Source organism: Venatoribacter cucullus, assembly GCF_016132445.1.
Taxonomy (GTDB): domain Bacteria; phylum Pseudomonadota; class Gammaproteobacteria; order Pseudomonadales; family Oceanobacteraceae; genus Venatoribacter; species Venatoribacter cucullus.
Window position 1 is genome coordinate 974,425 of record NZ_CP046056.1, and the last position, 25,700, is coordinate 1,000,124.

Annotated in this window: 24 protein-coding genes; 11 read left to right on the forward strand and 13 right to left on the reverse strand. The window is 55.1% G+C overall.

The window, feature by feature from the left end; genetic code table 11:
* Window positions 1-8: 8 nt before the first annotated feature.
* Window positions 9-551 (reverse strand): adenine phosphoribosyltransferase, encoded by a 543-nt coding sequence (locus GJQ55_RS04715; RefSeq protein WP_228346356.1) that lies wholly within the window; start codon window positions 549-551, stop codon window positions 9-11.
* Between the two features lie 190 nt (window positions 552-741).
* Between GJQ55_RS04715 and GJQ55_RS04720 the strand changes: the two genes are divergently transcribed.
* The 3 genes from GJQ55_RS04720 to GJQ55_RS04730 all read left to right on the forward strand — a co-directional run bounded on the left by GJQ55_RS04720 (window position 742) and on the right by GJQ55_RS04730 (window position 3,161).
* A complete protein-coding gene (locus GJQ55_RS04720) occupies window positions 742-2,034 on the forward strand; it encodes an NCS2 family permease (RefSeq protein WP_228346357.1) in 1,293 nt (430 codons plus the stop codon).
* A 68-nt stretch (window positions 2,035-2,102) separates the two neighbouring features.
* A complete protein-coding gene (locus GJQ55_RS04725; RefSeq protein ID WP_228346358.1) occupies window positions 2,103-2,486 on the forward strand; it encodes a DUF2750 domain-containing protein in 384 nt (127 codons plus the stop codon).
* A gap of 165 nt (window positions 2,487-2,651) precedes the next feature.
* Window positions 2,652-3,161, forward strand: a complete 510-nt coding sequence (locus GJQ55_RS04730; RefSeq protein ID WP_228346359.1) for a glutathione peroxidase — start codon at window positions 2,652-2,654, stop codon at window positions 3,159-3,161.
* A gap of 81 nt (window positions 3,162-3,242) precedes the next feature.
* Here GJQ55_RS04730 and GJQ55_RS04735 read toward each other — a convergent pair whose 3' ends face one another.
* A complete protein-coding gene (locus GJQ55_RS04735; RefSeq protein WP_228346360.1) occupies window positions 3,243-5,150 on the reverse strand; it encodes a phytase in 1,908 nt (635 codons plus the stop codon).
* A gap of 68 nt (window positions 5,151-5,218) precedes the next feature.
* On the reverse strand, window positions 5,219-7,936 hold the full coding sequence (locus tag GJQ55_RS04740; protein WP_228346361.1) for a TonB-dependent receptor: 2,718 nt from the start codon (window positions 7,934-7,936) through the stop codon (window positions 5,219-5,221).
* A 197-nt stretch (window positions 7,937-8,133) separates the two neighbouring features.
* On the opposite strand from GJQ55_RS04740, the gene GJQ55_RS04745 reads away from it, so the two are divergent.
* Entirely contained in the window at window positions 8,134-9,027 is an 894-nt protein-coding gene (locus GJQ55_RS04745; RefSeq protein WP_228346362.1) for a diguanylate cyclase domain-containing protein, read from the forward strand.
* Window positions 9,027-10,073, forward strand: a complete 1,047-nt coding sequence (locus GJQ55_RS04750; protein ID WP_228346363.1) for an AraC family transcriptional regulator — start codon at window positions 9,027-9,029, stop codon at window positions 10,071-10,073. Before GJQ55_RS04745 ends, GJQ55_RS04750 begins: the two co-directional genes overlap by 1 nt.
* Before the next feature lie 25 nt (window positions 10,074-10,098).
* On the opposite strand, the gene GJQ55_RS04755 is transcribed toward GJQ55_RS04750, so the two are convergent.
* The gene (locus GJQ55_RS04755) at window positions 10,099-10,767 is read right to left on the reverse strand and encodes a glutathione S-transferase family protein (RefSeq protein ID WP_228346364.1); all 669 of its coding nucleotides are present in this window, start codon (window positions 10,765-10,767) and stop codon (window positions 10,099-10,101) included.
* Between the two features lie 152 nt (window positions 10,768-10,919).
* On the opposite strand from GJQ55_RS04755, the gene GJQ55_RS04760 reads away from it, so the two are divergent.
* Window positions 10,920-11,150: a hypothetical protein gene (locus GJQ55_RS04760; protein WP_228346365.1), complete on the forward strand. Its 231-nt coding sequence runs from the start codon at window positions 10,920-10,922 to the stop codon at window positions 11,148-11,150.
* Between the two features lie 19 nt (window positions 11,151-11,169).
* Here GJQ55_RS04760 and GJQ55_RS04765 read toward each other — a convergent pair whose 3' ends face one another.
* Genes GJQ55_RS04765 through arsC form a run of 3 tightly spaced genes read right to left on the reverse strand, consistent with a single transcriptional unit; the run spans window position 11,170 to window position 12,496 of the window.
* A complete protein-coding gene (locus GJQ55_RS04765) occupies window positions 11,170-11,541 on the reverse strand; it encodes a DUF2069 domain-containing protein (RefSeq protein WP_228346366.1) in 372 nt (123 codons plus the stop codon).
* Complete coding sequence (gene wrbA / locus GJQ55_RS04770; RefSeq protein ID WP_228346367.1) at window positions 11,541-12,146, reverse strand: NAD(P)H:quinone oxidoreductase; 606 nt, start codon at window positions 12,144-12,146, stop codon at window positions 11,541-11,543. Before wrbA ends, GJQ55_RS04765 begins: the two co-directional genes overlap by 1 nt.
* Window positions 12,143-12,496 carry an arsenate reductase (glutaredoxin) gene (gene arsC / locus GJQ55_RS04775; protein WP_228346368.1) on the reverse strand — a complete coding sequence of 118 codons (354 nt, stop codon included), beginning with the start codon at window positions 12,494-12,496 and terminating at the stop codon, window positions 12,143-12,145. Before arsC ends, wrbA begins: the two co-directional genes overlap by 4 nt.
* A 55-nt stretch (window positions 12,497-12,551) precedes the next feature.
* On the opposite strand from arsC, the gene GJQ55_RS04780 reads away from it, so the two are divergent.
* The 4 genes from GJQ55_RS04780 to pgm all read left to right on the forward strand — a co-directional run bounded on the left by GJQ55_RS04780 (window position 12,552) and on the right by pgm (window position 17,768).
* Window positions 12,552-13,793: a YihY family inner membrane protein gene (locus GJQ55_RS04780; protein WP_228346369.1), complete on the forward strand. Its 1,242-nt coding sequence runs from the start codon at window positions 12,552-12,554 to the stop codon at window positions 13,791-13,793.
* A gap of 13 nt (window positions 13,794-13,806) precedes the next feature.
* Window positions 13,807-15,138 (forward strand): DUF3422 family protein, encoded by a 1,332-nt coding sequence (locus tag GJQ55_RS04785; RefSeq protein ID WP_228346370.1) that lies wholly within the window; start codon window positions 13,807-13,809, stop codon window positions 15,136-15,138.
* Window positions 15,139-15,333: 195 nt separating this feature from the next.
* Complete coding sequence (locus GJQ55_RS04790) at window positions 15,334-16,041, forward strand: hypothetical protein (protein ID WP_228346371.1); 708 nt, start codon at window positions 15,334-15,336, stop codon at window positions 16,039-16,041.
* A gap of 152 nt (window positions 16,042-16,193) precedes the next feature.
* A complete protein-coding gene (gene pgm, locus GJQ55_RS04795) occupies window positions 16,194-17,768 on the forward strand; it encodes a phosphoglucomutase (alpha-D-glucose-1,6-bisphosphate-dependent) (RefSeq protein ID WP_228346753.1) in 1,575 nt (524 codons plus the stop codon).
* A 286-nt stretch (window positions 17,769-18,054) separates the two neighbouring features.
* Here pgm and GJQ55_RS04800 read toward each other — a convergent pair whose 3' ends face one another.
* The 4 genes from GJQ55_RS04800 to pyrC all read right to left on the reverse strand — a co-directional run bounded on the left by GJQ55_RS04800 (window position 18,055) and on the right by pyrC (window position 22,205).
* Complete coding sequence (locus tag GJQ55_RS04800) at window positions 18,055-19,944, reverse strand: polysaccharide biosynthesis protein (RefSeq protein WP_228346372.1); 1,890 nt, start codon at window positions 19,942-19,944, stop codon at window positions 18,055-18,057.
* 163 nt (window positions 19,945-20,107) lie between these two features.
* Window positions 20,108-20,473 carry a YacL family protein gene (locus GJQ55_RS04805; RefSeq protein ID WP_228346373.1) on the reverse strand — a complete coding sequence of 122 codons (366 nt, stop codon included), beginning with the start codon at window positions 20,471-20,473 and terminating at the stop codon, window positions 20,108-20,110.
* A 9-nt stretch (window positions 20,474-20,482) separates the two neighbouring features.
* The gene (gene rnt, locus GJQ55_RS04810) at window positions 20,483-21,163 is read right to left on the reverse strand and encodes a ribonuclease T (RefSeq protein ID WP_228346374.1); all 681 of its coding nucleotides are present in this window, start codon (window positions 21,161-21,163) and stop codon (window positions 20,483-20,485) included.
* A gap of 4 nt (window positions 21,164-21,167) precedes the next feature.
* A complete protein-coding gene (pyrC, locus tag GJQ55_RS04815) occupies window positions 21,168-22,205 on the reverse strand; it encodes a dihydroorotase (RefSeq protein ID WP_228346375.1) in 1,038 nt (345 codons plus the stop codon).
* A 185-nt stretch (window positions 22,206-22,390) separates the two neighbouring features.
* Here pyrC and GJQ55_RS04820 point away from each other — a divergent pair, with 185 nt between their 5' ends.
* Complete coding sequence (locus GJQ55_RS04820) at window positions 22,391-23,350, forward strand: flagellar protein MotY (protein ID WP_228346376.1); 960 nt, start codon at window positions 22,391-22,393, stop codon at window positions 23,348-23,350.
* Between the two features lie 84 nt (window positions 23,351-23,434).
* On the opposite strand, the gene GJQ55_RS04825 is transcribed toward GJQ55_RS04820, so the two are convergent.
* Window positions 23,435-24,658 (reverse strand): argininosuccinate synthase, encoded by a 1,224-nt coding sequence (locus tag GJQ55_RS04825; protein WP_228346377.1) that lies wholly within the window; start codon window positions 24,656-24,658, stop codon window positions 23,435-23,437.
* A 122-nt stretch (window positions 24,659-24,780) separates the two neighbouring features.
* Window positions 24,781-25,305, reverse strand: coding sequence for a M48 metallopeptidase family protein (locus GJQ55_RS04830; RefSeq protein WP_228346378.1), 525 nt, complete (start codon window positions 25,303-25,305; stop codon window positions 24,781-24,783).
* Window positions 25,306-25,700 lie beyond the last annotated feature (395 nt).

Here is a 25,700-nt window from a genome sequence, read left to right on the forward strand (position 1 = left end):
GGTGCTCCTCAGTGGCCGTCGAATTCGCAGATGGCGTACACCGGGAAACCGGCGTTACGCAGTTTTTCACCGCCTTTTAAGTCGGGCAGATCAATAATGGCAGCCACTTCCACCACTTCGGCCTGCAGTTTGCGCACCAGCTCGCAAGCGGCCAGCATGGTGCCGCCGGTGGCGATCAGGTCGTCCATCACCAGGACGCGGTCGCCGGGCTTGAAGGCATCGGTGTGCAGCTCAATGGTGGCGCTGCCGTATTCCAGATCGTAGCTTTGGGTAACGGTTTTGAACGGCAGTTTGCCTTTCTTACGCACTGGCACCAGGCTCAGGCCCAGTTCGTAGGCCAGCGGAGCACCCAGAATAAAACCGCGCGCATCAATGGCGGCAATGGCATCCAGCTGCATGTTCTGGTAACGGTGCACAAAGCTGTCGATGAGTTTGCGGAAGGCATTGCGGTTCTGCAGCAGTGGCATGATATCGCGGAACATCACACCGGGCTCCGGCCAGTCGGGCACAGTACGGATAGCGTTTTTGATTTCGTCGCGGTAGGCGCTCATAAGTGTCTCTTGATGTCTGGACCGCTGGCGTTGAACCCAGCATGCAGGCCGATGGTTAACAATGGCTGATCAGCCGGTCAGGTTTTCTTGGGGATTCGCTGGTCCGGCATTATAATCGCCGGCCACAAAAAGTCTCCCCCGGCTGACTGGCCGGTTAAGACCCCCGTTAACCACCACAAAGGTTCTTCCCATGCTGGAAAAGCTGTTTCAGCTGTCGCGTTTCGGCAGCAACTGGCGCACTGAGGTGCTGGCTGGCATTACCACTTACCTGACCATGGCCTACATCATTTTCGTTAACCCGGCCATGCTGGCCGACGCCGGTATGGATCGTGGCGCGGTGTTTGTTGCCACCTGTGTGGCAGCCGCCATTGGCTGTCTGGTAATGGGCCTGTGGGCGAACCTGCCGGTGGCGCTGGCGCCGGGCATGGGCCTGAATGCCTTCTTTACCTACGGCGTGGTGCTGGGCATGGGTTATACCTGGCAGGCGGCGCTGGGCGCGGTATTCCTGTCGGGCTGTTTGTTTATTCTGCTGAGCCTGTTCAAGGTGCGTGAGTGGGCCATTAATGCCATTCCGGATACGCTGAAAAAGGCCATCGCCGCGGGTATCGGTACCTTTCTGGCGCTGATTGCCCTGAAAAACGCCGGCATTATTGTTGACCATCCGGCCACCCTGGTGACTCTGGGTGACGTTACTCAGTTTGGCCCGGCGATGGCGATTCTGGGCTTTTTCCTGGTCATTGCTTTCGTACAGCGCAACGTGCCCGGCGCGGTAATGCTGGCGATTCTGCTGGTAACGGCAGCGGCCATTATGTTTGGCAAGGTGGAATACCACGGTGTGGTTTCGGCGCCGCCGTCGATTGCGCCGACCTTTATGCAGATGGATCTGGCCGCCGCCCTCGATGTGGCGATGCTGAGCGTGATTTTTGCCTTCCTGTTTGTGGATTTGTTTGACACCTCCGGCACCTTAATTGCGGTAACGCAGCGCGCCGGGCTGATCAAAGAAGATGGTCAGGTGCCGCGCCTGAAGCAGGCGTTAATGGCCGACAGCACAGCCACGGTTGCCGGTGCGGTACTGGGTACCTCCACCACCACCAGTTATGTGGAAAGTGCCGCCGGGGTTGCCGCGGGTGGCCGTACCGGTTTAACCGCCGTGGTGGTGGGGGTGCTGTTCCTGCTGAGCATTTTCTTTGCCCCGCTGGCGGGTATGATTCCGGCCTATGCGACCGCCGGTGCCATTTTTTATGTGTCCATTCTGATGCTGTTCACTCTGAAAGATGTGAACTGGGATGATCTGACCGAAGCCGCGCCGGTGGGCGTGGTGCTGTTGCTGACCCCGCTGACCTTCTCCATTGCGCATGGTATTACCCTGGGTTTTATCACCTATGCACTGGCGAAAGTGCTGGCGGGTAAAACCCACGAACTGTCGGGTGCCGTATGGGTGCTGTCGGCGCTGTTGCTGCTGAAAGTGATTTTTGTCCGCTGATATTCGCCGTAGGCATGACAGGGGGTGGCCGTTTACAATGGCCGCCCCTTTTTTTATTGGCGTCTATCATGAGCTACTCCCTCAGCCGCAGCGAGCATCTGGCAACCCTGAAACTGTCCAACCATCAGCGCTTTCAGCACTTTGTCGATAAAGTCACGGAGCATGGTGAGATCTGGAGTCTGGCCAACGCCGACGGCTGGGTTACCTTAACGTCCGAGGGCGACAACTGCCTGCCGGTATGGCCACACCCGGATTACGCCGCCGAATGGGCGACCGGGGACTGGGCTGATTGTCAGCCGAAAAGTGTGCCGCTGGCGCAATGGCTGGAACGCTGGACCAAGGGCCTGACCGCTGATGAAACCCTGTTGGTGGTTTTCCCTAACCTGAAAGAAGAGGCCCTGCTGGCCGAACCCGGCGAGCTGGATGAAGCACTGCGCGAAGCACAGGAATAAGCGTTTACTTCTTGTATAAGGTTTGTATAAAGTAACGGGGTAATCCACTGGTCTGGAGCCCCGCTTATGACGCTGTCTGCACAATTCCCCGTTTTTTTTCGTCCTATCCTGCGCCTGGTTTTGCTGGTGGCGGCAGCCGGCCCATTAGTCGTTCAGGCTGAATCTGTGGCTGAACCTGGTGCGCCTGATTCTGTTGCACCAGCCCATTGCCCACCGATTTTTCAGCATGAAATGAAACAGCTGCACAGTTCTAAGATTCTGAATCTGTGTGACCTGGTGCAGGGCCGCCCGGTGTTGCTGGTGAATACCGCCAGCCATTGTGGTTTTACCAAGCAGTTTGGTGACCTGGAGAAAATCCATCAGCAGTACAAAGATCAGGGCTTGGTGGTGATTGGCGTTTCGTCCGATTCATTTAACCAGGAAGCCGATGACGAAGCCGCCGCCGCCGATGTGTGCTTCAAAAACTTTGGCGTCAGCTTCACCATGCTGGCAACCGTGCCGGTAAAAGGTGCTGAGGCGCACCCATTATTTAAAGAAGTGGCGCGCCAGGATACCGCACCGAAATGGAATTTTTATAAGTACCTGGTGAACCGTCAGGGACAAATTGTGGATTCCAATTCCAGTATGACGTTGCCATCGGATAAAGCCTTACAGAAATTACTGGCAGCAGAATAAAAAACACCCCTGAAGGTTGCGTCAGGGTGCAACCTTTGGGGTGCCGTTCATCAGTACTGGCTTGTTATTGTTCAGTCGTTTTCAGTCAGCCTGCAGTTGTTTAAGAACATCCCGCATCGACAGATATTTATAATTCTGATTTGCCGCCGGTAATTGATTGCGGCCATCCTGTACCACCAGTAAACCGTGCGAAAAATCACCGCCCAGATCAGCAGAGGTGACCGTCAGTCCGTCGGTTTCGGAAGCGCCATCAATGCTTTTTCCGGTATTTAATCCGGCACGGAAGCGTCCGATATAGTCGTAAGGGGGCAAGGCGCTGAAAACCACATAGCTGTCATTGCCCTGGCTGGAAACAATTAACAGGCTGTTATCGCCGTTCTGATAAATATCCATGCCTTCGATATCATCCACCAGAATGTCTGAGACTGCGGCAACCTGAGTTAATGCTGTGCCGGCATCCGCTTCGGCACCGATGGTCCAGATGGCCACATCTTCTTCACCGACAAATAAACGCTGACGCAGATCGTCGGCGGCACAGCCTTCCGGTTGTGAATTTACCCGGAATTCCCGCACTTTTTTACCGCTCCAGCCCTCATTGGCACGGTCGGTAATTTCGTATTGCTCAAAGCGGCCGTCTTCATCGTTAATAAAAGCGTACACCGCCCCTTGCGGGTTTTTATACAGACAGAAGCCGTATACATCATCCAGCGTGGTGGGAATATCACCGGCACTCTGTACCTCACCGGTTTGCGGGTGAATGCTGAACAGGGCAATACTCTGGCGATCGCGCTGGCTGGCGGCGGCAATATCCATCGGCTTTCCATGCAGGGTAAAACCCTGCCGGACATCCACGTTATTCACCCGGCCCGCGGCCAGAAATTGCTGTTCATGGCCCTGCAGATCATAGACGTGCAGACCGGCTTTTTTATTTGTGCCCAATACCAGGCTGCGTTCCGGTTGTTGCGGATGAATCCAGATGGCCGGATCATCGGCCGCATCACCACTGGTATTAACCGGGTCGGTCTGTGTGTGTACCGCGACATAGGGAATACGCTGCTGTTGCACTGACATTGGGCGAGCCTCAACGCGGGTTTGCAGCAATTGGCTGCGGTTGTCATCACGCATTACTAATTGCAGGTTATCGCCCTGAATAACCGCACTGAGTGCATCCAGAGCAATATCATCGCCCAGTTTAAAATGCTGCGCGGTGGCACCGCTCAGGGAATAACGATGCAGTTGTGAATGGTCTTTTTCGGCCAGCCACAGGTCATCACCGGCAATTGTTACCGGGCCAGCGCCGTGCTGAAGGTTGCCCCAGGGCTGTACCAGATCAACCGGGGTGCGTATCAGTTCGCTTTCTGCGCGGGCATTGTATTGCCACAGCCCCATGGTTTCTTCGGTAATAAATAACCGGTCGGTATGGTCATCTACCACGCAAAACTCAGCCGCTGGTGGCAGCGGAAACTGGCGCAGCGTTTGTTCGTTTAAGCGGCCATTGGCGGGGTTAATAACCCACTGATGGGCCGTTTGTTGTTCGTCCAGCACGAATAATTGCAACGGCTGTCCCTCAGCCTGATACAGACACAGACCTTCTACCGGCTGCGCCAGCGGGGCGGCAAAATTCAGGTCACTGATGCGCTGGTCACGGACACGAAAACTGAACGGGCGGTTGCTGCGCTGATCGACACTGACAAAAATACTGCCCTCAGCATCGGTGCGCTGGTCCAGTATTTCGGCAGCAATATTCTGCTGATCCAGTAATTGGCCGGCAGCATTTAATAAACGCAGACCCTGTTCTTCATCCACGCTCAGCCACAGGGTATTGACCTGGGCAACCTTCATGCCGGTCCAGGCCAGAGGCTGAGAGACTAACCCGGACAGGTTGGCCGCTGCTGCCGGTGCGGCTGGTTTATTGGCCTGGCAGGCACTGAGCAGCGCACTGATGAGTGCCAGGGTTAACAGGGAAAATTTATATTCTGGTTTGTTCATTGGGGTGTTTCACCATTATAAAGAACCCGGCGCACAGCGCCGGGCGTAATAAATGAATACAGTGGATATCAGAAGCCGGTATAGCTGATACCGAAGCGATAAGTCGGGCCGTATTCTTCGTACTGAGCGTTGTATTTCTCCTGATGCTGATAGGCGTAGTAAGGCTCATCGGTCAGGTTGCTGATATCAAAGGTCAGTTTCAGTTTATTGGTCAGAGCGTAGGCTGAACTTAAATCCAGCTGGGTATGCGAGGCCTGGTGAATATCCCCGCGCTCATCGGCAACATCGCTGACTTCCAGCAGATAATCCGACTTGTAGTTGGCGGCTAAGCGGAGCATAAAGCCATTTTTTTCGTAACCAATAATCAGGTTGCCGGTTACGTCGGACTGGCTGGGCAGATCAATATCACGCTTAATCAGAGTGCCGCCATCATAGGTGCTGATGCTGGCATCGGATTGGCTGACGGTGGCGTTGGCGGATACCAGCAAACCATCGAACGGCGCCGGCAGCATGCTCAGTTTTTGTGAGAACGCCAGTTCGATACCACTGAGAGTGGCATCGTCACCATTACGGTAAGTAATGACTTCGTCGTAACCGGCCCATTCCGGTGAGCCAGCCAGGTCGGTTACATACACAAAGTTTTTAATGTCTTTGTAGAACAGCGAGGCTGACAACAAACCGGCGGTACCTGTGTAGTGCTCAATGCTCAGATCGAAGTTGGCTGCTTCCAGTGCTTTCAGGGCCGGATTACCCAGCTCGGCTTCCAGGCCGTCATTGGTAAAGCTGGGTGACATCTGCTCGAAGGTCGGGCGTACTACGGCATTGCTCCAGGCGGCGCGCAGCAATGTGCTGTCGCTCAGCGCATAGCGGATGTGCAGTGACGGTAGCAGATGGTCGTAATCATTACGGGCATTGGAGGCCACCAGGTTGCCCGTGCTGTCGAGGCCGGTACCCGTCAATTCCAGGTCGGTTTGCTCATAGCGGAAGCCGCCCAGAATGCGCAGATCGTTAATATCCACGCGGCCCATTACATAGGCAGCATCGATACTCTCATCAATCTGATAATCGCCAACGCGGGAGGCTTCTTCGTCCAGTGCCGCGGCTTTATCCAGACCATTAATTAAGGCATAAACTGAATCCGGGCGGATGTCGTTACCAAAATCACCCAACTCGTAATCCAGCTTGCCGCCACTGAAATTATCCAGCGTGGTGGCTGCACCACCAAAAGTGTCGAAAACGTATTCGCTGATGTCCTGGGTTTTTTCCCGACGGGTCATTTTGCCGCCGAATTTCACCAGTGCCGGGTAATTGCCGGCAAAAAAGTCGCGGGTAATATCCAGATTAACGCTGGTTTGTTCGTCTTCGGTTAAGCCTTCGGTGTATTCCACTTCATCCAGATCATAATTGGCCGGATCAAAAAAGGCGGCTGGGGCAATCAGGCGTGGTTTACGGGTACCGTTAAAGCCCATGTCGGTAAAGTCACCGGTAAAACCGGCACCACTGATGCCACCGCTTTCATCTTCGCTGGATTTACTGAAACCTGCGGCATATTCCACGGTCCAGGCATCGATAAAATGTTCGCCGCCGAGGGTAAAGGCCTGCATTTCCTGCGTTTCTTCCCGGTCTTTTAATTCACGGATGACTTCGGCCGGGCCGGTTGCGCCACTTAATTGCGCATCGTCGAACTCAACTGCGTTAGCAATGCGCTGCTCATCGTCTTTAAACGAGCTGAACAGAGTGCGCAGATACAAACGGTTGTTCATATCCAGTTCGTAATCGAAGTTCAGTGCCGCGCCGATGCGTTCGCGTTCGATGCTGTAATCGCGTTGCTCAAATTCTTCCAGCGCTTCGGTGCCGTCGAGATCCCATTTGCCACCGGTTTCGACGTTATCGGAACCGAATTGGCGCTGGTCGTAACTGAAGGCTCCGGCTACGCCTAAGCGCTGGCCGTTGCTGAAGGTGACGGTGTTACCGCCCGACAGGGCATAAGCCGGGCTGGTTTGATCGGTGTGTTCGTCGTAGCTGGCTTCGGCGCGCAGAGTATAAAACGCGCCTTCACGATCCAGCGCTGACAGGCTTTCCACTTCAATGCTGCCGCCGATGGCGTTGGCATCCATATCCGGGGTCAGGGTTTTGGTCACCACCAGAGAGCCGATCAGGTCGGAGGGAATCACATCCAGCGCCACTGCCCGGGTACCGGCTTCCGGTGCCGGTAACTGGGTGCCGTTCACCGTTACCGAGTTTAAGTCCGGGCTGATGCCACGCACACGCACAAAGCGGCCTTCGCCCTGATCGCGCTCAATGGATACACCGGGCACACGCTGCAGGGCTTCAGCGGCGTTATTGTCCGGCAGCTGACCGATGGCATCGGCGTTAATGGCATTGATCATATTGTCGGCGAACCGCTGACGGTCGATGGCGCGCTGCATCTGCGCGGCCTGGCCAACCACCAGTACTTCTTCCACCACCTCAGAGCCGCTGTTCAGCAGAATATCGGCGTTCAGGGTTTCGTTGTCGGTAATAACAATGCGCCGTTGTTCCAGCAGCTGATTACCCATGCGCACGCTTAAGGTGTATTCCCCCGCCGGTAACTGCGGTACGCGGAAACGACCTGCCGGCCCGGCCAGCACATCGCGCCTGAGTTCATCGATGCTGATAACGGCACCACGATAATTGGTATCGCCGCGGGCATCGGTAATACGTCCTTCCAGTTGACCGTCAGCCTGCACCAGGGCGGCACCCGAGAGGGCTATGGCCAGTACCAGGGGTTTTAATCGTGTTGTCATCGTCTGCTCCGTGATAGTTGGTAATTACGATGACAGCGACGTTAGGCAGGGCAGGTTGCAGTCCGGTTACAACCGGCGGTACCGGTATGAGCTGATTTAACCCGCTGAGGTCCTTGCCGGGCTGGTTGTCATATAACAGTAACACGAGTGACATATTTAATTGTTAATCAGTAACGCCCATTTACCGGAATTTGTGCATGTTTACCCATCTGCTTTTACACCGGCATAAATTGCTGCTGATTTCAGTGCTGGCCGTGATGTCGTTGCTGGTTACCTTATGGTTCGGCAATGCCAAGGAATGGCTGGAAATCGATTGGCTGGATGTGGTCGGCGAAGGTGGTACCGGACTGGCACTGGCGGTGTGGATGCTGCTGATACTGGGCAGCCGGCCGGCCGGACGGGTAACCGACTGGCTGACGCTGGGGCTGGGCTTTTTATTTCTGGCGCTGTGGCAGGATACGCTGGACGAATTTATCCGCCTGCCCGGTGAGCAATGGTGGGACCAGTCGCTGGAATCCATCACCATGCCCATTGGTATGGTGTTGCTGACGGTCGGTTTATTTTTATGGCACCGCGAACAGCTGGTATTAAACGAGCATTTACGTAAACGCGAACAGTTATTCCGCGAACATCACCTGAGCGATGATCTGATGTATCTGGGCCGGGCAGACTTTCTGCACCAGCAGTTGCAGCAATTTCAGCACCGTCAGCCAGCCATGCTGGTGCTGGTGGAATTAACCGATGCCGCCAACTGGCCACGCCGTTTGGGCATTACGGATGCAGACCGTCTGCTGCGTGAAAATGCGGAATTATTACTGATGAACCTGCGGCGTCAGGATCTGGTGTGTCGTTATGCCGGTGCGCGTTTTGCCATTGTTATGCCTGATACGACCGAAGCGCAGGCCTGTACCATCGCCTGGGAGTTGCAGCAGGCGCTGGAGCATTGTGCGCTGCGCAGTTCTTCCGGCGAGCGGGTGTTTCAACAGATTAACTGGTTTGCTTTACCGCTTACCGGCGAGGATGCCGGTACGTTATTGCAACGCGCCAACAGCGGGCTGGAAGCCCGTCAGCAGGCCAGGTCGGCAGCCTGATGAACGGCGCGGAACATAACGCGGGCGTAACCTGGTACGAACAGGATGAACGCTATTTAGCGGCGCATTATCAGCCCGGTTTATTACTGGATTTACTGCTGACACGGAATATTTCCAGCCATAAGGTGCTGCGCGGTACCGGCCTTTTTTATGATGATATTCTGGCCGGGAGCAGTCGTTTATCTGTCCGGCAATTACGGCAATTAATCAGCAATGGCGAAAAAATATCGGCCAGTGGTGATCTGAGTTTCCGTTGGGGGCAACTTCTGTGGCCGGGCCATTATGGGCTGCCCAGCCAGTTGTTGCAGCATGCCGGTTGTTTGGATCAGGCTCTGACGGTGCTTGGCCAATACCGTCGCCAGCTCAGCCCATTGCTGGTGCCCCGGGTCTTTACCGACCGGGATTATTGTTATGTGCAATGGCTGGATGCCTGTGGCTTAGGCGAGCAGAAGCGGTTTATGGTGGAAACCGCCATGACCGCGCTCAGCAGTTACAGCCGCTGGCAGTCACGGCAGCCACTGCCCTGGGAATATGGCTTCAGCTATGCGCAACCACGCACCTATGAACAGTACCGCACGCATTTGGGCGGGACGCTGTATTTTGACCTTGGTGTGGATGTGATGCGCATACCGAAAGCCTGGCTGCACGAACCCTGGCCACAGGCCTCGGCCACGGCCTTCCGGGTGGCGGCCCGGCATCTGCACTATGAGCCGCCACAGCCGGGGTCGGGCTTCAGCGAAGCCGTGTATCAGCATCTTTTGCAGCATATTCAGCAGCCACTATCACTGGCAGAAACGGCAGAGCATTTCGGCATGAGCAGTGCCACGTTCAAGCGCAAATTGCAGCGTCACGATACGCATTTTCAGCATTTACAGGATCAGGTGCGCCTGCACGCCAGCCTGTATTGTCTGCACATATTGGGCTGGAGCAACGAGCAGCTGGCGCAGTATCTTCAATTTAATGATCTGACCAATTTCCGGCGTGCGTTCCGCCGCTGGTGCGGTCGCACGCCGGGAGAAAGCCGCCAGTTGTTTTTACAGATCTGAGCGGTATTCCCGGGTTGCTCTGATTTCAGGCGTAATCGTACGGGCCACCCTGACGCAATGCTTCCTGATACGCCGGTAAGGCATGCACGCGCTGCACAAACGCGGCAATGTGCGGATAATCTTCCGCTTTGATGCTGGCTTTAATCGCCGCTTCCAGTGGGAATATCATCTGAAAATCGGCTCCGCTCATCTGCTCGCCGGCAAACCATGGCTGCTGGCTTAAATGTGTTTCGATAAATGTAAGGTTGTTGGCCATATTCGGGCCGACGTAGCTTTTCATTACCTGATCGGCAATGCCTTTGGCAATGGGGCGGATAAAAAACGGCATGGGGGCGGTTTTGATTTTGTTGAAAATCAGCGACATCACCATCAGCGGCATTAAGGTACCTTCGGAATAATGCAGCCAATATAAATACTGCCAGTAAGCAGGTGTATTTTCGGTGGGTAAAAACCGACCGTTATCATAGGTTTTTAACAGGTATTCAATAATCAGCCCGGATTCGGCAATGGTGTTTTCGCCATCGGTGATGACCGGTGATTTACCCAGCGGATGGATCTTTTTTAACGATTCCGGCGCCAGCGATGTTTTCGGGTCGCGGTTATAGCGCTCAATGCGGTATTCCACGCCCAGTTCTTCCAGCAACCATATAAGACGCTGGGAACGGGAATTTTCCAGATGATGCAGGGTAATCATAATAAGGCGTCCTGAATAATAGAAAGCCGACAGAATGCCCGAGGCTATTCAGCCTGAACAGTGCTGAATGTGCCAGCGACATAATCGGTTACCCCCATAGGCCCGCCGGTCTTTTGCGCGTAAAATGCGGCAAAAACCAACAGGAAACCGTTATGGAACGCATCGAACGCGATTTTTACGCCCGCGACAAAGACGACCAGCAGGCCTTCTTAACCCAGACCTGGTGCAACCACTGTATGGAAGCCGACCTGGGCATGGTTGAACCGGTGGAGTTTGAACTCAACGGTGTAATTTATGTAGAAGGTAAATGCGCTCGCTGCGGCGAGCCGGTGACCACCGAAATCGCCGACGATGATACCGACGGCGAGTGGGGCGACGAGTAAATCCTTGCTCAAGCGGCCTTCAGGCCGCTTTTTTCCAGCGTGTATACAGCATGGCGGCAATAATCAGCACCAGACTGCTGATGCTGACGCCCCAGCCCCAGCCGGATGCGCCCGGCGTAAAGGTCAGTAATACCCCAAATACAAAATACAGCATCGCCATATAGGCCAGCCAGGCGGCGGTGGTATGGCGGCCGGCACTTAAGCCGCGCACAAACAACAGCAGCGGCAGTATTTTAAACAGCGCCAGAATTGCGCCGGCGATCCAGATTTGCAGCGTACCAAGGCTTTCAGCAGCCGGTGGATTCAGCAGGGTTTGTAATACCAGCAACAGCAGCAGGGCGGTATAGCTGCTCAGCATGATCCAGCGGGCGGTATTTACTTTGGTGATCATTATGCGGTTCCTGCCAGTTGTTGTGCCAGCCGGGCGATGCGTTCGCCCTGTGCCTGACAGAGCTGAATTTCTTCAGCGGTTAAGTTGTTCTCATTTTGTACGCCGGCCCAGTGGCTGGCACCATAAGGCGTACCGCCGCCACGGGTGTTGGTTAAACCGGGCTCGGAATAGGGAATACCGCAAAACAGCATGCCGTGGTGCAGCAGTGGTAAGGCCATGCTCAGCAGAGTGGACTCCTGGCCGCCGTGCAGTGACGATGACGAAGTAAATACGCCCGCCGGTTTATCGATCAAGGCGCCGGTCAGCCACAGCGGGCTGCTGCCATCGAGAAAATATTTTAAGGGGGCGGCCATATTGCCGAAGCGTACCGGACTGCCCAGTAATAAACCGGCGCAGTGTTTTAAGTCGTCATAGCTGCAGTACACCGCGCCGCTGTCGGGTACCGCCGGCAGTGAAGCTTCGGTATCCGGGGATACCGCCGGCACGGTGCGCAGCCTCGCTTCCATACCGGTTACCCGCTCGACGCCGCGGGCCAGCTGTTTGGCTATGGCCTCGGTTTTGCCATGACGACTGTAATACAGCACCAGAATGTAAGGGTTGCTCATGCCAGAATCTCCAGCACTTGCTCGGGCGGGCGACCAATACGGGCCTGAGTGCCCTTAACCACAATGGGGCGTTCAATCAGTTTCGGGTGGGCAACCATGGCGGCAATAATATCGGCTTCGGTTAACGCCGGGTTATCCAGCCCCAGGGTTTTGTACTCGTCTTCTTTGGTACGCAGCAGGTCGCGGGCGGGAATACCCAGACTGACCAGAATGTCACGCAGTTCGGCAGCGGAGGGCGTATCTTTCAGGTACTCGACGATTTGTGGCTGAATACCCTGCGCCTGCAACAACGCCAGCGTTTCCCGCGATTTGGAACAGCGCGGATTGTGATAAATGCGGATTTCGCTCATGCTTGCCTCTGTGTGTGCGGTACCAAGGGCCGCTATGGTAACAAAGGAAACCGGAATGCAGAAAAAAGCCTTTCCCCGCCTGCTGGCTGGCCTGCGCCGTACGCAACGGTCGCTGGCCCGGGTTGGCCCGGTGTTATGGCAAACGGTGCAGCGTTTTGAAGGTACTGAGCGCCGCCGGGATGCTGCCGCCCTCACTTACACCACGCTGTTTGCGCTGGTGCCGGTATTAACCGTTATTTATGCCACCCTCAGTGCCATTCCCGCCTTACAAAGCTGGGGCGGTGATCTCAGCAACAACCTGCTGGCCTATGTGATGCCGGAAGGCAGTGAGCAGATTTCAGCCTATTTACTGGCGTTCAGTCAGCAGGCCCGCAGCCTCACCTGGATCGGTGTGGTGTTTCTGTTTATTACCGCATTAATGCTGCTGCGTACCATTGAAATGCAGTTCAACCGCATCTGGAACGTGGATAAACCCCGCTCCGGGTTGCAGAATTTTTTCCGTTATTGGGCGGTGCTCAGTCTGGGGCCATTACTGATTGGCGGTGCGATTGCCGCCAGTTCGCTGGTGGCGTCACTGCCTGTGGTCGCCGATCTGGAAAAAGTACCCTTGCCGTTCCGTTTTTTGCCCTGGTTATTCAGTGCCGCAGCGTTAACGGCCCTCTATATGCTGGTACCCAACTGCCGGGTGCCCTGGCGTAATGCGTTGCTGGCCGGCATGCTGATTGCGCTGTTATTTGAAGCCGGCAAGTTTTTGTTCAGCCGTATTATTGGCATGTTTCCGTCCTATCAGCTGATTTACGGCGCCTTTGCCGCCGTGCCGCTGTTTCTGTTATGGATTTATCTGGCCTGGATGCTGGTGTTACTGGGCGCGGAACTCAGTTATGCCCTTAGCCACTTCGCTCCGGCCAATCGTAAATTACCGCCCTTGTGGCGGCGCTTACGCCTGGTGCAAACCTTATTACAGCTGCAACAGCAAGGCCGGTTATTAAGTGAAGCGGCACTGGCGCGGCGCCTGCCCGACTTAACCCCGGTGCAGGTACGGGTGGGCTTGCAGCAACTGCAGCAGATGGGGCTGGTAACCCGCAGCCAGGAAGGGCAGTGGGTGTGGCTGGCTGACCAGCACCGCGTTACTCTGGGGCAATTACTGCAGGATCTGAGCCTGAACGATTTACAGGCCGGACTGCCCGCCGATATTAATGTCAGCCCGGCCGAACGCCAGCGCTGGCAGCAATGGCAGCAGGACTGGCAGCAGCAAAATCAAAGCGCGCTGGATACCCGTCTGCACGCATTTTTATAAATCAGGATCTGTTATGAAATACGCCTTACCGGATAAAACCCCCGACATTGCTGCCCCGGCGGTAGCCTTGCAGGTACATCCGTGGCGGTCAGCGTTGTATGAGGAACTGCATAACCGGCCATCGCCGGTTATTGAAGGGCCCTGTCAGGTTACGCATTTTACGGTGGTACTGAACGACAATCGTAAAGCCCTGCACGACCATGTGGTGGACCTGTGCAAGCGCTTCAGTGTGCCGGCACCGGCGCAGGATTCCTCCTGTCTGTATCAGGATTTCGGTGGTTTTGAACTGCGCTGGGAACGGCACATGGAGTTTGCCAACTTCACCTTTATTTGCCCGGATACCAGCCCCTTTGCGCCGGATGCCTTAGGCAATGTGCCGAAAGACTGGCTGGCGGCGTTACCCGGCGAATTAGTAGTGGCCCTGAACCTGGCCGTGGTGAATACCCCGCCGGACGACAAACAGCTGCAACGCTGGTTTGAAGGCCAGCGGGTGTCCGGTGCCTGGGTGGCAGACGAAAAAGCTCAGGTGTGGACCGCGTTTAAACTGCACAGCGATGGTTTTGGCCGCATGGTTGCCTGCAACCATGGTTTAACTCCGTATCAGAGCGGGCGACTGGTGCAGCGCCTGTTCGAACTGGAAACCTACCGCTTAATGTCGCTGCTGGCGTTGCCCATTGCCCGGCAGATGGGCGGCGAGCTGGCGCAGGTGGAGGAAAATCTGGCCACCCTGAACCAGAGCATTTCGGATATTGATGCCGGCAAAGATGAGCGGGTATTGCTGCAGGAATTATCGCAACTGGCGGCCGAAGTAGAACGCCATCGCAGTGATACCAACTTCCGCTTCTCGGCGGCGGTGGCCTATCACGATCTGGTTCGTGACCGCCTGCGCCAGTTAAAAGAAAGCCCGATTGAAGGCATGCAGAGCCTGCGGGAATTTCTGGAGCGGCGGTTAACGCCGGGTATTAAAACCTGTAACTCGGTACGCGACCGGCTGGAAGATTTATCGCGTCGTATCAGCCGCACCACCAGTTTGCTGCGCACCCGGGTGGATTTATCCATTCAGGAACAAAACCAGCACCTGCTGTCGTCGATGAACCGCCGCAGCCAGCTGCAACTGCGGCTGCAACAAACGGTAGAAGGGTTATCGGTGGTGGCCATTGGTTACTATCTGGTGTCATTGCTGGGGATCGGTTTTGCCGGAGCAGTAGCCTATGGTTTGCCGTTCAACACCGATGTTGCCAAAGGCATTGCTGTTCCCATCGTATTGGCGGTGGTGTATTGGGGTGTGCACCGGGTGAAGTCGCACATCGTGCGCCGGAATCCTGACGCTCAGAAGGATAAATGACGTCAGGATAACTGACAGATATCCGACGCGAAGCGGCCCTGATGGGCCGTTTTGCTTTTCAGCTTGTTGATTTTATTGGTTTTTTTAAGTTGGCCCGGGGTTTGCTGTGTACACATAGTATTAAGCGTCTTGCGCCCGGCTTCCGGCAGCGCGCATTGACCTACCAACGACCCTAATCATCAGGCCGAGGCATCTATGGATATCAACCCCACCAACAGCTACCAGAACATGCTGAATATGCTGGGTAAGGGCAGTAGTCAGAATACCGACGGCCAGCCTGCTGCCACAGATGCCAACGCCGGCAAGGTTAAAGCGGCCAGCCAGACCTCTGGTTCAGCTACCACCAGCCGCGCCAGCGATGCCAATGCCTACAGCGATAAAGTGTCACTTTCGTACCGGGCAGAAAAACTCAGCAAAATCAGCACAGAATTTTTTGGCGGCACCATTCAGTCCAGCCAGATTCCGGCCCTTACCCAGCGACTGTATGAAAACGGTTTTCTGAATGACAGCCAATACCGCGATTTAGGCGGCGCGCAGCAAAAAGTATCGGCCATCAGTCAGGCCAATGCCTTTATCAGCCGGCAGATTCTGGCCGAGCCGGATGGTAATTCTGAGATGGCCCGCCAACTGGTGCAGGTCGCCAATGTGCTGGCCAATATGGATGCCCCCACCACCCCCGAATTACGCCGCGCCGAAGCCGATGCTTATGAGTTTATGGCCAGCCATAGCGAAGCCTTGCAGCAGCAGGGCGCTCCGGAAGAACTCCGCCAGGGGTTTACCCGGGTAATGGAAGTGCTGGAAGCGCTGGATAAAGTGCGCAAGCAGGAACAAAGCACCGGTGCTCTCAGCAGCTATGCCAGTGTGCAGGAAGCCTGGCAGAGTATGCAGAATGATGAAGAATGACCGCTGAATTCCGCCTTTTTATACCCCGGTAACCGGAAAATGGGCTGCCGGGGCGCTTTTGCCTGCGTATAATCCCCGTCAATTCGTACTCATTGATCATATTCTGTTAACAGAGTGAGTACAGACTTGCGTATTTTGAGGGAGTTATCGTGATCGGATCATTAGTGGATGCTTTTTACACCGTTAAACCGGATGCTGCGGTCGCGGCTCAGCGCGTTGCGTTTGGTACCTCCGGCCACCGGGGTTCGGCCTTAAAAAATACCTTTAATGAGCTGCATATTCTGGCCATTGCACAGGCCGTGGCCGACTACCGTGCCAACGCCGGAATTACCGGGCCGTTGTTTTTAGGCCAGGATACCCACGCCTTATCACAACCCTCCTGGGAAGTGGCCCTGCAGGTATTGGCGGCTAACCAGGTGGATGTGCGCATTGCCGCCAATAATAGGGTAACGGCTACACCGCTGGTGAGCCGGGCCATTCTGGAGTTCAACACCGGTAAAACCACCGGCCTGGCCGATGGTTTAATTATTACGCCCTCACACAATCCACCGGAAGATGGCGGTATTAAATACAACACCCCCGATGGTGGCCCGGCCGATGCTGATGTGACCGGCTGGATTGAACAGCGCGCGAATGATTATTTGCAGAATGGCTGCGTTGATGTAAAGCGTACTGAACTCACAACCGCCCGCGCGCAGGCACAGGAATACGATTACGTTGGCCGCTACATCGCCCAGCTGGATCAGATTATTGATATGGACGCCATCCGCAACAGCGGCCTGAAGCTGGGTGCTGACCCCATGGGTGGCACAGCGTTGCCGGTGTGGCAGGCATTGGCAGCCGATACAGCACTGAATATTACTGTGGTTAACGAACAGATTGATCCGGCTTTTGCCTTTATGCCGCCCGATCACGATGGCCGTATCCGTATGGATTGCTCCAGCACCGCCGCCATGGCGAACCTGCTGAAGATCCGCAACCAATTTGATATCGCCTTTGGTAATGACCCGGATGCTGACCGCCACGGCATTGTCGATGCCGCCGGCTTAATGAACCCCAATCATTTTCTTTGCATGTGCGTGGATTATTTATTAACCCACCGGCCACAGTGGCGCAAAGACTTAAAAATCGGCAAAACCCTGGTGACCTCGTCGATGATGGACCGTGTGGTGGCGTCGCATCAGCGTGAGCTGTACGAAGTACCGGTCGGATTTAAATGGTTTGTACCGGGTTTATTTAACGGTGAGCTGGCCTTTGGCGGTGAAGAAAGTGCCGGCGCCAGTTTCTTAACTCTGGATGGCCAGCCCTGGAGCACCGATAAAGACGGTATTGTGCTGTGTTTATTGGCCGCCGAAATAACCGCCACCACGGGCTTAACCCCATCGCAATACTATGCCGAACTGGTGGCGCAGCATGGCAATCCGGTGTATCGACGTATTGATGCGCCGGCCACGCCGGAGCAGAAAGCAGCCTTCAAAAAGCTGACAGCAGCCAGCGTGACCGCGGCCGAACTGGCAGGCTCACCGATTACCGCTGTGCACACTCAGGCACCCGGTAATGGCGCTGCCATTGGTGGCATTAAAGTAAGCACGGAACAAGGCTGGTTCGCGGCGCGCCCCAGCGGTACTGAAGATATTTATAAAATCTATGCCGAAAGTTTTGCCGGTGAGAATCATCTTCAGCAGCTGATTGATGAGGCCAGAGCCTTATTAAGCGGAATTCTGTAGCTATTGGTCTATTGTTAACACCAATATCGTTTACGTATCAGGAGCCATGCCATGCCGACCAACTTTGCCAAGCCGGGCTTTGAGATATTACCGGTGGTTGGTGCGGCCTGAATTTATTGTGACAGCAATGTTGCTTCTCTGACGAACAGGTTGAGCGTTCCGGGTTAAGCGTTCTGCGTGCCCGGAATAGTGCTATCAGTTTTGATGAACGCTTAACGCCGAAGCCTTGAACAGCTTGGGGTTAATATCTTAGGAAACGGGCCGTCAGGCCCGTTTTGTTATGCTTTTATACACGCCCGGCGTTGAGTACCCAGTCCGGGCACTCGCCTTGTTTGTTGTAGGCCGCCGGTGCTTCCAGCAGCAGGCTGATAACATCTTCCACTTTAAATTCGTGACAGGCTTTATCCAGCCGGTTCAGCAGGTTGTGGGTTTCCGGCCAGGTCAGATGAACCTCGTTGGCGGTCATAATGCGCGGATGTTCGGTGCCTTCCACGTTGTCGCCAATCAGCAGCTCTTCGTACAGTTTTTCACCCGGGCGTAAGCCGGTGAATAAAATCTCGATATCACCCTGTGGGTTTTTCAGGCTGCGCTCCGTAAGACCAGACAAACGGATCATTTTTTTCGCCAGATCAACAATTCTGACCGGCTCGCCCATATCCAGTACAAAAACATCCCCACCTTTGCCCATGGCACCGGCCTGAATCACCAGCTGAGAGGCTTCGGGAATGGTCATAAAGTAACGGATAATATCCGGATGGGTAACCGTGATGGGGCCACCGTTTTTAATTTGTTTGCGGAACAGCGGCACCACCGAGCCGGAGGAGCCGAGTACATTGCCGAAACGCACCATACAGAACAGGGTGTCGGTTTGGCGCTTGGCCAGTGCCTGCAGCACCAACTCGGCCATACGTTTGGAAGCACCCATTACATTAGTGGGGCGCACGGCCTTGTCAGTGGAAATTAATACAAAACGTTCAACCCCGGCAGCAATGGCGGCTTCGGCACAGTACCAGGTACCGAATACGTTATTGCGCACGCCTTCAACCACATTATGCTCGACCATGGGCACGTGCTTATACGCCGCCGCGTGGTAAACCGTCTGAACTTTAAACGTACGGAATACGGTTTCCAGCCGGTTTTGTTTTTGCACGGAACCGAGGATGGAAATAATCGGCACATTAAGCTGATACTGTTCATTCAGCTGCTGCAGTTCCTGTTCAATGGCATACAGACTGTATTCGTTCAGTTCCAGCAGGATCAGTTTTTCCGGCTGTTGCAGTAAAGCCTGGCGGCATAATTCAGAACCAATAGAACCACCGGCGCCGGTAATTAATACGATTTTTCCGTGGATACTTTCTTGTAGCAAGTCAGCACGGGCATCGACCTGGTCGCGGCCCAGCAGGTCTTCAATATCGACTTCGCGGACTTCTTCAATACGCGCTTTGCCACTGATAATGTCGGGAACCGATGGCGCTGTTAATACTTCGAGATTGTTTTCGGCCAGTTTTTCGATCAGCAATTTACGTTGCTGAATGCTGGTGCGCCCCAGTGCCAGTACAATTTTTTTAACATGTTGCTGTTCAAGCAGATCGCTCAGATTCAATGGCGAATAGACCTTCAGGCCATGAATGCTGCTTTTTTGTTTTTTGGGATCATCGTCAATAAAGGCAAACGGCCGGAATTGATTGCTGCTGCTGAGCGCCTGAGCTAAGGCAATACCTTGCTGACCAGCCCCATAAATAATCACCGGTTCTGATTTGGCTTTGCTGAGCTGGGTTACCACGCTGCGGATAAACAACCGTGGGGTGCCTAACAATGCAAAGGCGGTAAAAAAGTAAATAATGACGCTGGAGCGGGGAATGTTGGCCGGAATCAGGAAGGACGCTGTAGCCATGGTCAGGGCAGAAACACCAATACCTAATGCCAGGGCACTGAACGCTTTACTGGTCATAAAGCGGACCACCGCGCGGTACAGCCCCAGCTTTACGAAGGCGACAGTGGTGATGATTACCGTAATGGCCACCATCAGGTACATGGCTTCTGTCGTCTTGATGCTGAACGTACCATGACGCAATGCCAGCGCCAGGTACATAGCGACCGGGATAGCAAAGACATCGTAAGACAGGGCAATAAAACGCTTGGTGGAACGTGACGCGTTGAGTAACAGATGAATCATAATTAACCTGCCACAGCCGGTGGAGCAGAGTGTACTCCGGCCATGGACTCTCCTTGTTTGGCCGATAAAGCAGCATCAGCCATTATGTGTTTGTGACGAAGTTGGCATTATCCTGCCTCGGTATTCTTGTTGGCAAGTTATACCTTGGCAGGTTACAAAGAGATTACAAAAAATCCCGCCACTCAATCAGCAGGTCTTTGAAGTCTTCCAGCCCGCAGGCGGCGCGGGATTCGGAGTCGTAAAAATCCAGATCTTCACCTTCCAGCTCTTCCAGCGAGTATTCCTGCAGCAACGTCAGGGCGGTTACTTCCGCGTCTTCACGGGTTAAGTGCAGCAGAAAATCGCGACCTTGCCACTGGTACTCACGCTGCGCACCGGCTTCCAGCTGGCCGATGGCCTGCAGAATAACGTCCAGTTGTTCTTTGTTGTTGCCCAGTTCATCGCTTAACCACAGGCCAAAGGCTTCATGATCCATGGATAAGCGGGCCGTGGGGATCTGGCGTTCGTTGTAAAAAAAGCGGTAATCCATGGTATTGGCTCAGTCGTTGTCGTCGTCGCTGTCGGCTTCGGTATTGGCCAGCGGCCAGCCCCCCAGGGTCTGGTAGCGGTTTACGATGTAGCAGAACAGTTCGGCGGTTTTCCAGGTGTCGTAGGCCGCGCTGTGGGCGGCATGGTTGTCAAAATCCAGCCCGGCCAGCCGGCAGGCGCGGGCCAGCACGGTATGGCCTAACGCCAGTGCGGACAAGCTGGCCGTATCGAACGAGGAAAACGGGTGAAAGGGATCGCGCTTGATATCATTACGGGCAATCGCGGCGCGCAGGAAGCCGTGGTCGAAGTGTGAGTTATGGCCCACTAACACGGCGCGGTTGCAGCCATGCAGTTTTACTTCGCGGCGAATGGTCTGGAACATGCTGGTTAAGGCGTCGATTTCAAATTCGGCGTCGCGTTCCGGGTCAAACGGGTCAATACCGGTAAAATCCAGTGCTTCTTTTTGCAGGTTGGCACCGTCGAAGGGATGGATGTTGGCGCTCATGCTCTCGTGCGGGTGCAGCAGGCCTTGTTCATCCATACGCAGGGTTACCATGGCGATTTCCAGCAGCGCATCGGTATCGGCATTAAAACCGCCGGTTTCGACATCGACCACTACCGGTAAAAAGCCGCGGAAGCGACGTGCCATGGGGGTTTTTTCTGCAGAGTTGCTGTTTTGTGTTACCGACATCCGCTTAGTACTCCAGTTTCCAGCGCAGGGTTTCACCCGCACGCAGCGGCACGATAACGTCTTGCCCGAACGGCATTTCCGCCGGCACCTGCCAGGGTTGTTTCACCAGCGTGATCTCGTCGCTGTTGCGTGGCAGGCCGTAGAAATCCGGGCCGTGGAAGCTGGCAAAGCCTTCCAGTTGGTCCAGCGCGCCTAAGTCTTCAAAAATTTCGGCGTACAGTTCAATAGCACCGTAAGCGGTGTAGCAGCCGGCACAGCCACAGGCGTTTTCTTTGGCGCCTTTGGCATGCGGGGCACTGTCGGTACCAAGGAAGAATTTGGCATTACCGCTGACCACCACATCCTGCAGGGCTTGCTGGTGCAGGTTGCGTTTCAGAATCGGCAGGCAGTAGAAGTGCGGTTTAATACCGCCAACCAGCATGTGGTTACGGTTGTAGGCCAGATGCTGCACGGTAATGGTGGCGCCCACGTTCGGCCCCTGGCTTTTTACAAAATCGGCGGCGTCTTTGGTGGTGATGTGTTCAACCACCACTTTCAGGGTCGGGTGGCGGCTGACCAGCGGTGCCAGAATGGTGTCGAGGAACTCTTTTTCGCGGTCGAAAATATCCACATGGTTGTGGGTGACTTCGCCGTGTACCAGTAATGGCATGCCATGTTCAGCCAGGGCGGAGGCAATATGATCCAGCTTGCCCAGGTCGGTAACGCCAGAATGCGAGTTGGTGGTGGCACCGGCCGGGTAGAGTTTGACCGCTACAATATGGCCGGCGTCTTTGGCCTCGGCGATCATGTCCGGGGTGGTGTGGTCGGTTAAATACAGCACCATCAGCGGGTCAAAGTGAATGCCCTGCGGCACGCGCGATAAAATGCGGCTGCGGTATTCCAGCGCTTGTTCGGCATTCATGACCGGGGGTTGCAGGTTCGGCATGATGATGGCGCGTTTCATTACCCGGGCAGTGGCGGGCACGGTGTGTTGCAATAATGCGCCATCGCGCAGATGCAGGTGCCAGTCATCAGGGCGGGTGATGGTTATGCGTTCGGTCATAGCGGCAACCTTAAGCTGGAAGCTGTTGGTGTGGGTTACAAGACGGGTTTCGTTCAGAATGCCGCATTGTACCCAAAGCCCGGCCGTTGCGCTTTGTTTTAAGGGCAGTTTTTACCGCTCAATTTTTTCGTCCGGCCGCCGATAACCCGTCCATACCCTTACTGTTTGTGGTAACAGGAATTCTGATGCTTAGTAACCAAACTCTGTCCAAGTCTGTTGTCGAGGCGCTGCGGTTCTGTGCTGGCCGCTGTTTGTTAGCGCTGGCCATGACTGGGGCTGCCGTTGCTGAGGCGGATCTGCACTATGGCAGCTCGGCGGAAGATACCCGCTGGCAGGTGAGTGGCTCGATCTTTGAGTGCCGGTTTGAACAGCCCATTCCCGGCTATGGCCGGGCTGTGTTCTACCATGAGGCCGGCGAAGATGTGGAATTCCGCCTGGAAACCCTGCGTAATTTAATGGCCTATACGCCTGCGGAAGTGACTATTTTGCCGCCGCCGTGGCAGCCGTCGGCGAAATCGGAGCATCTTGGCCAGGTGAAGGTGGTGGATGCAACACCGAACTTAAGTTTGGATGCCCGCCGTACCAATCAGTTTTTACACGCACTGCTGGAAGGCAAGTGGCCGGCGATTTCCCATACCGCTTATTACGATAAGGGCCGGCAGGTGCGGGTGCATGTATCGGCCGTGGCCTTTAATGATTTTTACCCGGTATATCTGCAATGCGTCGACCAGCTGTTACCCATGAATTTTCGCCAGGTGAACCGCCTGAAAGTGCAGTTTGGCAGCGGTGAAGAGAAAATTGACGCTGAGGATATGGCCATTCTGGATCAGATTATTCATTACATTCAGAACGACCCCAGAGTGTTTGCGGTGTATCTGGATGGTCATGCCGATAGCATGGGGCGTCGTTATGATAACCGGCAAGTGTCCAAAGCGCGGGTAGAAGATGTGGAGCGCTATTTTATTACCAGGGGCATTAACCCGGATATGTTAACCACCCGTTTCCATGGCGACCGTTATCCGGTGGCCAATAACCGCACCGCCGCTGGCCGGGCAGAAAACCGCCGGGTAACCATAAGACTGGAGCAGCGGGATGATATGCCGGTGCCGGATAATCTGATTTTCAGGCCGTCGGCGGGGGGGTAGGGGTTGCGGCGTTAAGCGTTCAGCGCGCGTTGTCGCAAGACTCTGAGCGCGCCAAACCCTCAACACCAAACGCTTAACGATCAATCACTTCAGCAATTTACGACCATTGTTGGCCGCAATACGCATCCGCAGGGCGTTCAGCTTAATAAAGCCTTCCGCGTCTTTCTGATCGTAAGCACCACCGTCGTCTTCAAAGGTAGAGATACGGGTATCGAACAGGCTGTTGTCCGACTTACGGCCCACCACGATCACGTTACCTTTATACAGCTTCAGACGTACCACACCGTTTACCGGCGCCTGCGACTCGTCGATCATGGTCTGCAGCATGGCCCGTTCCGGGCTCCACCAGTAGCCGTTGTAAACCAGGCTGGCGTAGCGTGGCATCAGTTCGTCTTTCAGGTGCGCCACTTCACGGTCCAGGGTGATGGATTCGATGGCACGGTGTGCTTTCAGCATGATGGTGCCGCCCGGAGTTTCGTAGCAACCGCGGGACTTCATGCCCACATAACGGTTTTCGACGATATCCAGCCGGCCGATGCCGTTGGCACCACCGATTTTGTTCAGCGTTTCCAGTACGGTTGCCGGGCTCATTGTTACGCCGTTGATGGCCACGATATCGCCGCGCTCGTAGGTCAGTTCCAAATAGGTCGGAACGTCCGGAGCGTTTTCCGGGCTGACAGACCAGCGCCACATGTCTTCTTCATGCTCGGTCCAGGTGTCTTCCAGCACGCCGCCTTCATAGGAAATGTGCAGCAGGTTGGCGTCCATGGAGTACGGAGACTTTTTACCGGCTTTGTTGAAATCGATCGGGATGTTGCGCTCTTTGGCATAGGCCATCAGGGTTTCACGGGAAGTCAGATCCCATTCACGCCACGGCGCAATCACTTTTACACCCGGCTTCAGGGCATAGGCACCCAGCTCGAAACGCACCTGGTCGTTACCTTTGCCGGTGGCGCCGTGGGAAATAGCATCGGCACCGGTTTCGTTGGCAATTTCAATCAGGCGCTTGGCGATCAGCGGGCGGGCAATGGAGGTGCCCAGCAGGTATTCGCCTTCGTAAATGGTGTTGGCGCGGAACATCGGGAAGACGAAATCGCGTACGAATTCTTCGCGCAGGTCTTCAATGTAAATTTCTTTAACGCCCATGGCTTCGGCTTTGGCGCGGGCCGGCTCGACTTCTTCACCCTGACCCAGGTCGGCGGTGAAGGTAACGATTTCACACTGGTAGGTGTCTTTCAGCCATTGAACAATAACCGAGGTATCAAGGCCACCTGAGTAGGCAAGCACGACTTTCTTAATGGCGGACATGGGGTTTCTCCGGGTTGGCAGTGGGCTGGCGCAGCCATAGGGCACGGCAGCAGTGAATTCTGAGGGGCCACATTGTACTGATTGTGCCGGCTATAGCCAACAGCGGGGCCCGGTGAGCATGGTTATGCTGGCGGGGTTTGCCACAATTCGCCGTAACGGTCGCGGTGGCTTAAGTACAGACGCAGGTCGAACTCCAGCTGGTGATAATCCGGCTCCATATAGCAGCACAGCTGGTAAAAGGCCTTGTTATGGTCTTTTTCGCGCAGGTGCGCCAGTTCGTGCACCACAATCATTTTTAATAAGGGTTCCGGCACGCGGCGGAACAGCGAGGAAATACGGATTTCTTGTTTAGCTTTCAATTTGCCGCCCTGTACCCGCGACACAAAGGTATGCAGCCCCAGTGCATTGTTAATAACGTGGATTTTGTCGTCATAGATAACCTTGCTGATCGGCGGTGAGCTGCGCAGATGGGCATTTTTCAGCGCCATGGCGTAATCGTACAGCGCCCGTTCGGAGTTCAGGCTGTGCGCCTGCGGGTATTTTTTCAGCAGCAAGCCGGCGGTTTTACCGGCGTCGAGCAGTGCCTGCGCCTGTTGCTGCAGGTTGGGACTGTAACTGCTGAGGTAATTCATGGGGGCTTTGTTCATGGCTGGCATTTTACGGCATATGGGTTGGCGCTTGCTACGCCATCGGCTTGACGCTTGCTGCGTTGCCGGCTTGACGCTCGCTGCGCTGGACGGGAGACGGGAGACGCACAAACATGCAGCTTGGCCAGCCTGGCGGCTGGCTTTTTGCGGCCTTCGGCCGCTGGTATTGCAAGGGGAGGTATCCCCTTGCGAACCCCTCTGGCCCGCGTCCCAGCTGATCCTCGTTTACCAAAGCCAATAACGCATACGCGGCCAAGGGGCATCCATGCCCCTACCCGCTCGTTTGGAATCATCCAAACGATGCTACTGGCTTTGGCAAACTTCGGGCTGGCCCGAATGGGCTGTTGCAACCCCCAGTGACGCGAAGGTGTTGGATGCGTCCACAACGCGCGCTG

Coding starts and splice junctions, on each gene's coding strand:
- GJQ55_RS04780 (WP_228346369.1), top strand. CDS start 12,552: ATGCAGAAAAAAGCCTTTCCCCGCCTGCTGGCTGGCCTGCGCCGTACG.
- GJQ55_RS04760 (WP_228346365.1), top strand. CDS start 10,920: ATGGAACGCATCGAACGCGATTTTTACGCCCGCGACAAAGACGACCAG.
- GJQ55_RS04755 (WP_228346364.1), bottom strand. CDS start 10,767: ATGATTACCCTGCATCATCTGGAAAATTCCCGTTCCCAGCGTCTTATA.
- GJQ55_RS04750 (WP_228346363.1), top strand. CDS start 9,027: ATGAACGGCGCGGAACATAACGCGGGCGTAACCTGGTACGAACAGGAT.
- GJQ55_RS04725 (WP_228346358.1), top strand. CDS start 2,103: ATGAGCTACTCCCTCAGCCGCAGCGAGCATCTGGCAACCCTGAAACTG.
- GJQ55_RS04805 (WP_228346373.1), bottom strand. CDS start 20,473: ATGGATTACCGCTTTTTTTACAACGAACGCCAGATCCCCACGGCCCGC.
- GJQ55_RS04735 (WP_228346360.1), bottom strand. CDS start 5,150: ATGAACAAACCAGAATATAAATTTTCCCTGTTAACCCTGGCACTCATC.
- GJQ55_RS04790 (WP_228346371.1), top strand. CDS start 15,334: ATGGATATCAACCCCACCAACAGCTACCAGAACATGCTGAATATGCTG.
- GJQ55_RS04740 (WP_228346361.1), bottom strand. CDS start 7,936: ATGACAACACGATTAAAACCCCTGGTACTGGCCATAGCCCTCTCGGGT.
- pyrC (WP_228346375.1), bottom strand. CDS start 22,205: ATGACCGAACGCATAACCATCACCCGCCCTGATGACTGGCACCTGCAT.
- GJQ55_RS04765 (WP_228346366.1), bottom strand. CDS start 11,541: ATGATCACCAAAGTAAATACCGCCCGCTGGATCATGCTGAGCAGCTAT.
- arsC (WP_228346368.1), bottom strand. CDS start 12,496: ATGAGCGAAATCCGCATTTATCACAATCCGCGCTGTTCCAAATCGCGG.
- rnt (WP_228346374.1), bottom strand. CDS start 21,163: ATGTCGGTAACACAAAACAGCAACTCTGCAGAAAAAACCCCCATGGCA.
- GJQ55_RS04720 (WP_228346357.1), top strand. CDS start 742: ATGCTGGAAAAGCTGTTTCAGCTGTCGCGTTTCGGCAGCAACTGGCGC.
- GJQ55_RS04745 (WP_228346362.1), top strand. CDS start 8,134: ATGTTTACCCATCTGCTTTTACACCGGCATAAATTGCTGCTGATTTCA.
- GJQ55_RS04825 (WP_228346377.1), bottom strand. CDS start 24,658: ATGTCCGCCATTAAGAAAGTCGTGCTTGCCTACTCAGGTGGCCTTGAT.
- GJQ55_RS04830 (WP_228346378.1), bottom strand. CDS start 25,305: ATGAACAAAGCCCCCATGAATTACCTCAGCAGTTACAGTCCCAACCTG.
- GJQ55_RS04820 (WP_228346376.1), top strand. CDS start 22,391: ATGCTTAGTAACCAAACTCTGTCCAAGTCTGTTGTCGAGGCGCTGCGG.
- GJQ55_RS04785 (WP_228346370.1), top strand. CDS start 13,807: ATGAAATACGCCTTACCGGATAAAACCCCCGACATTGCTGCCCCGGCG.
- GJQ55_RS04800 (WP_228346372.1), bottom strand. CDS start 19,944: ATGATTCATCTGTTACTCAACGCGTCACGTTCCACCAAGCGTTTTATT.
- GJQ55_RS04715 (WP_228346356.1), bottom strand. CDS start 551: ATGAGCGCCTACCGCGACGAAATCAAAAACGCTATCCGTACTGTGCCC.
- wrbA (WP_228346367.1), bottom strand. CDS start 12,146: ATGAGCAACCCTTACATTCTGGTGCTGTATTACAGTCGTCATGGCAAA.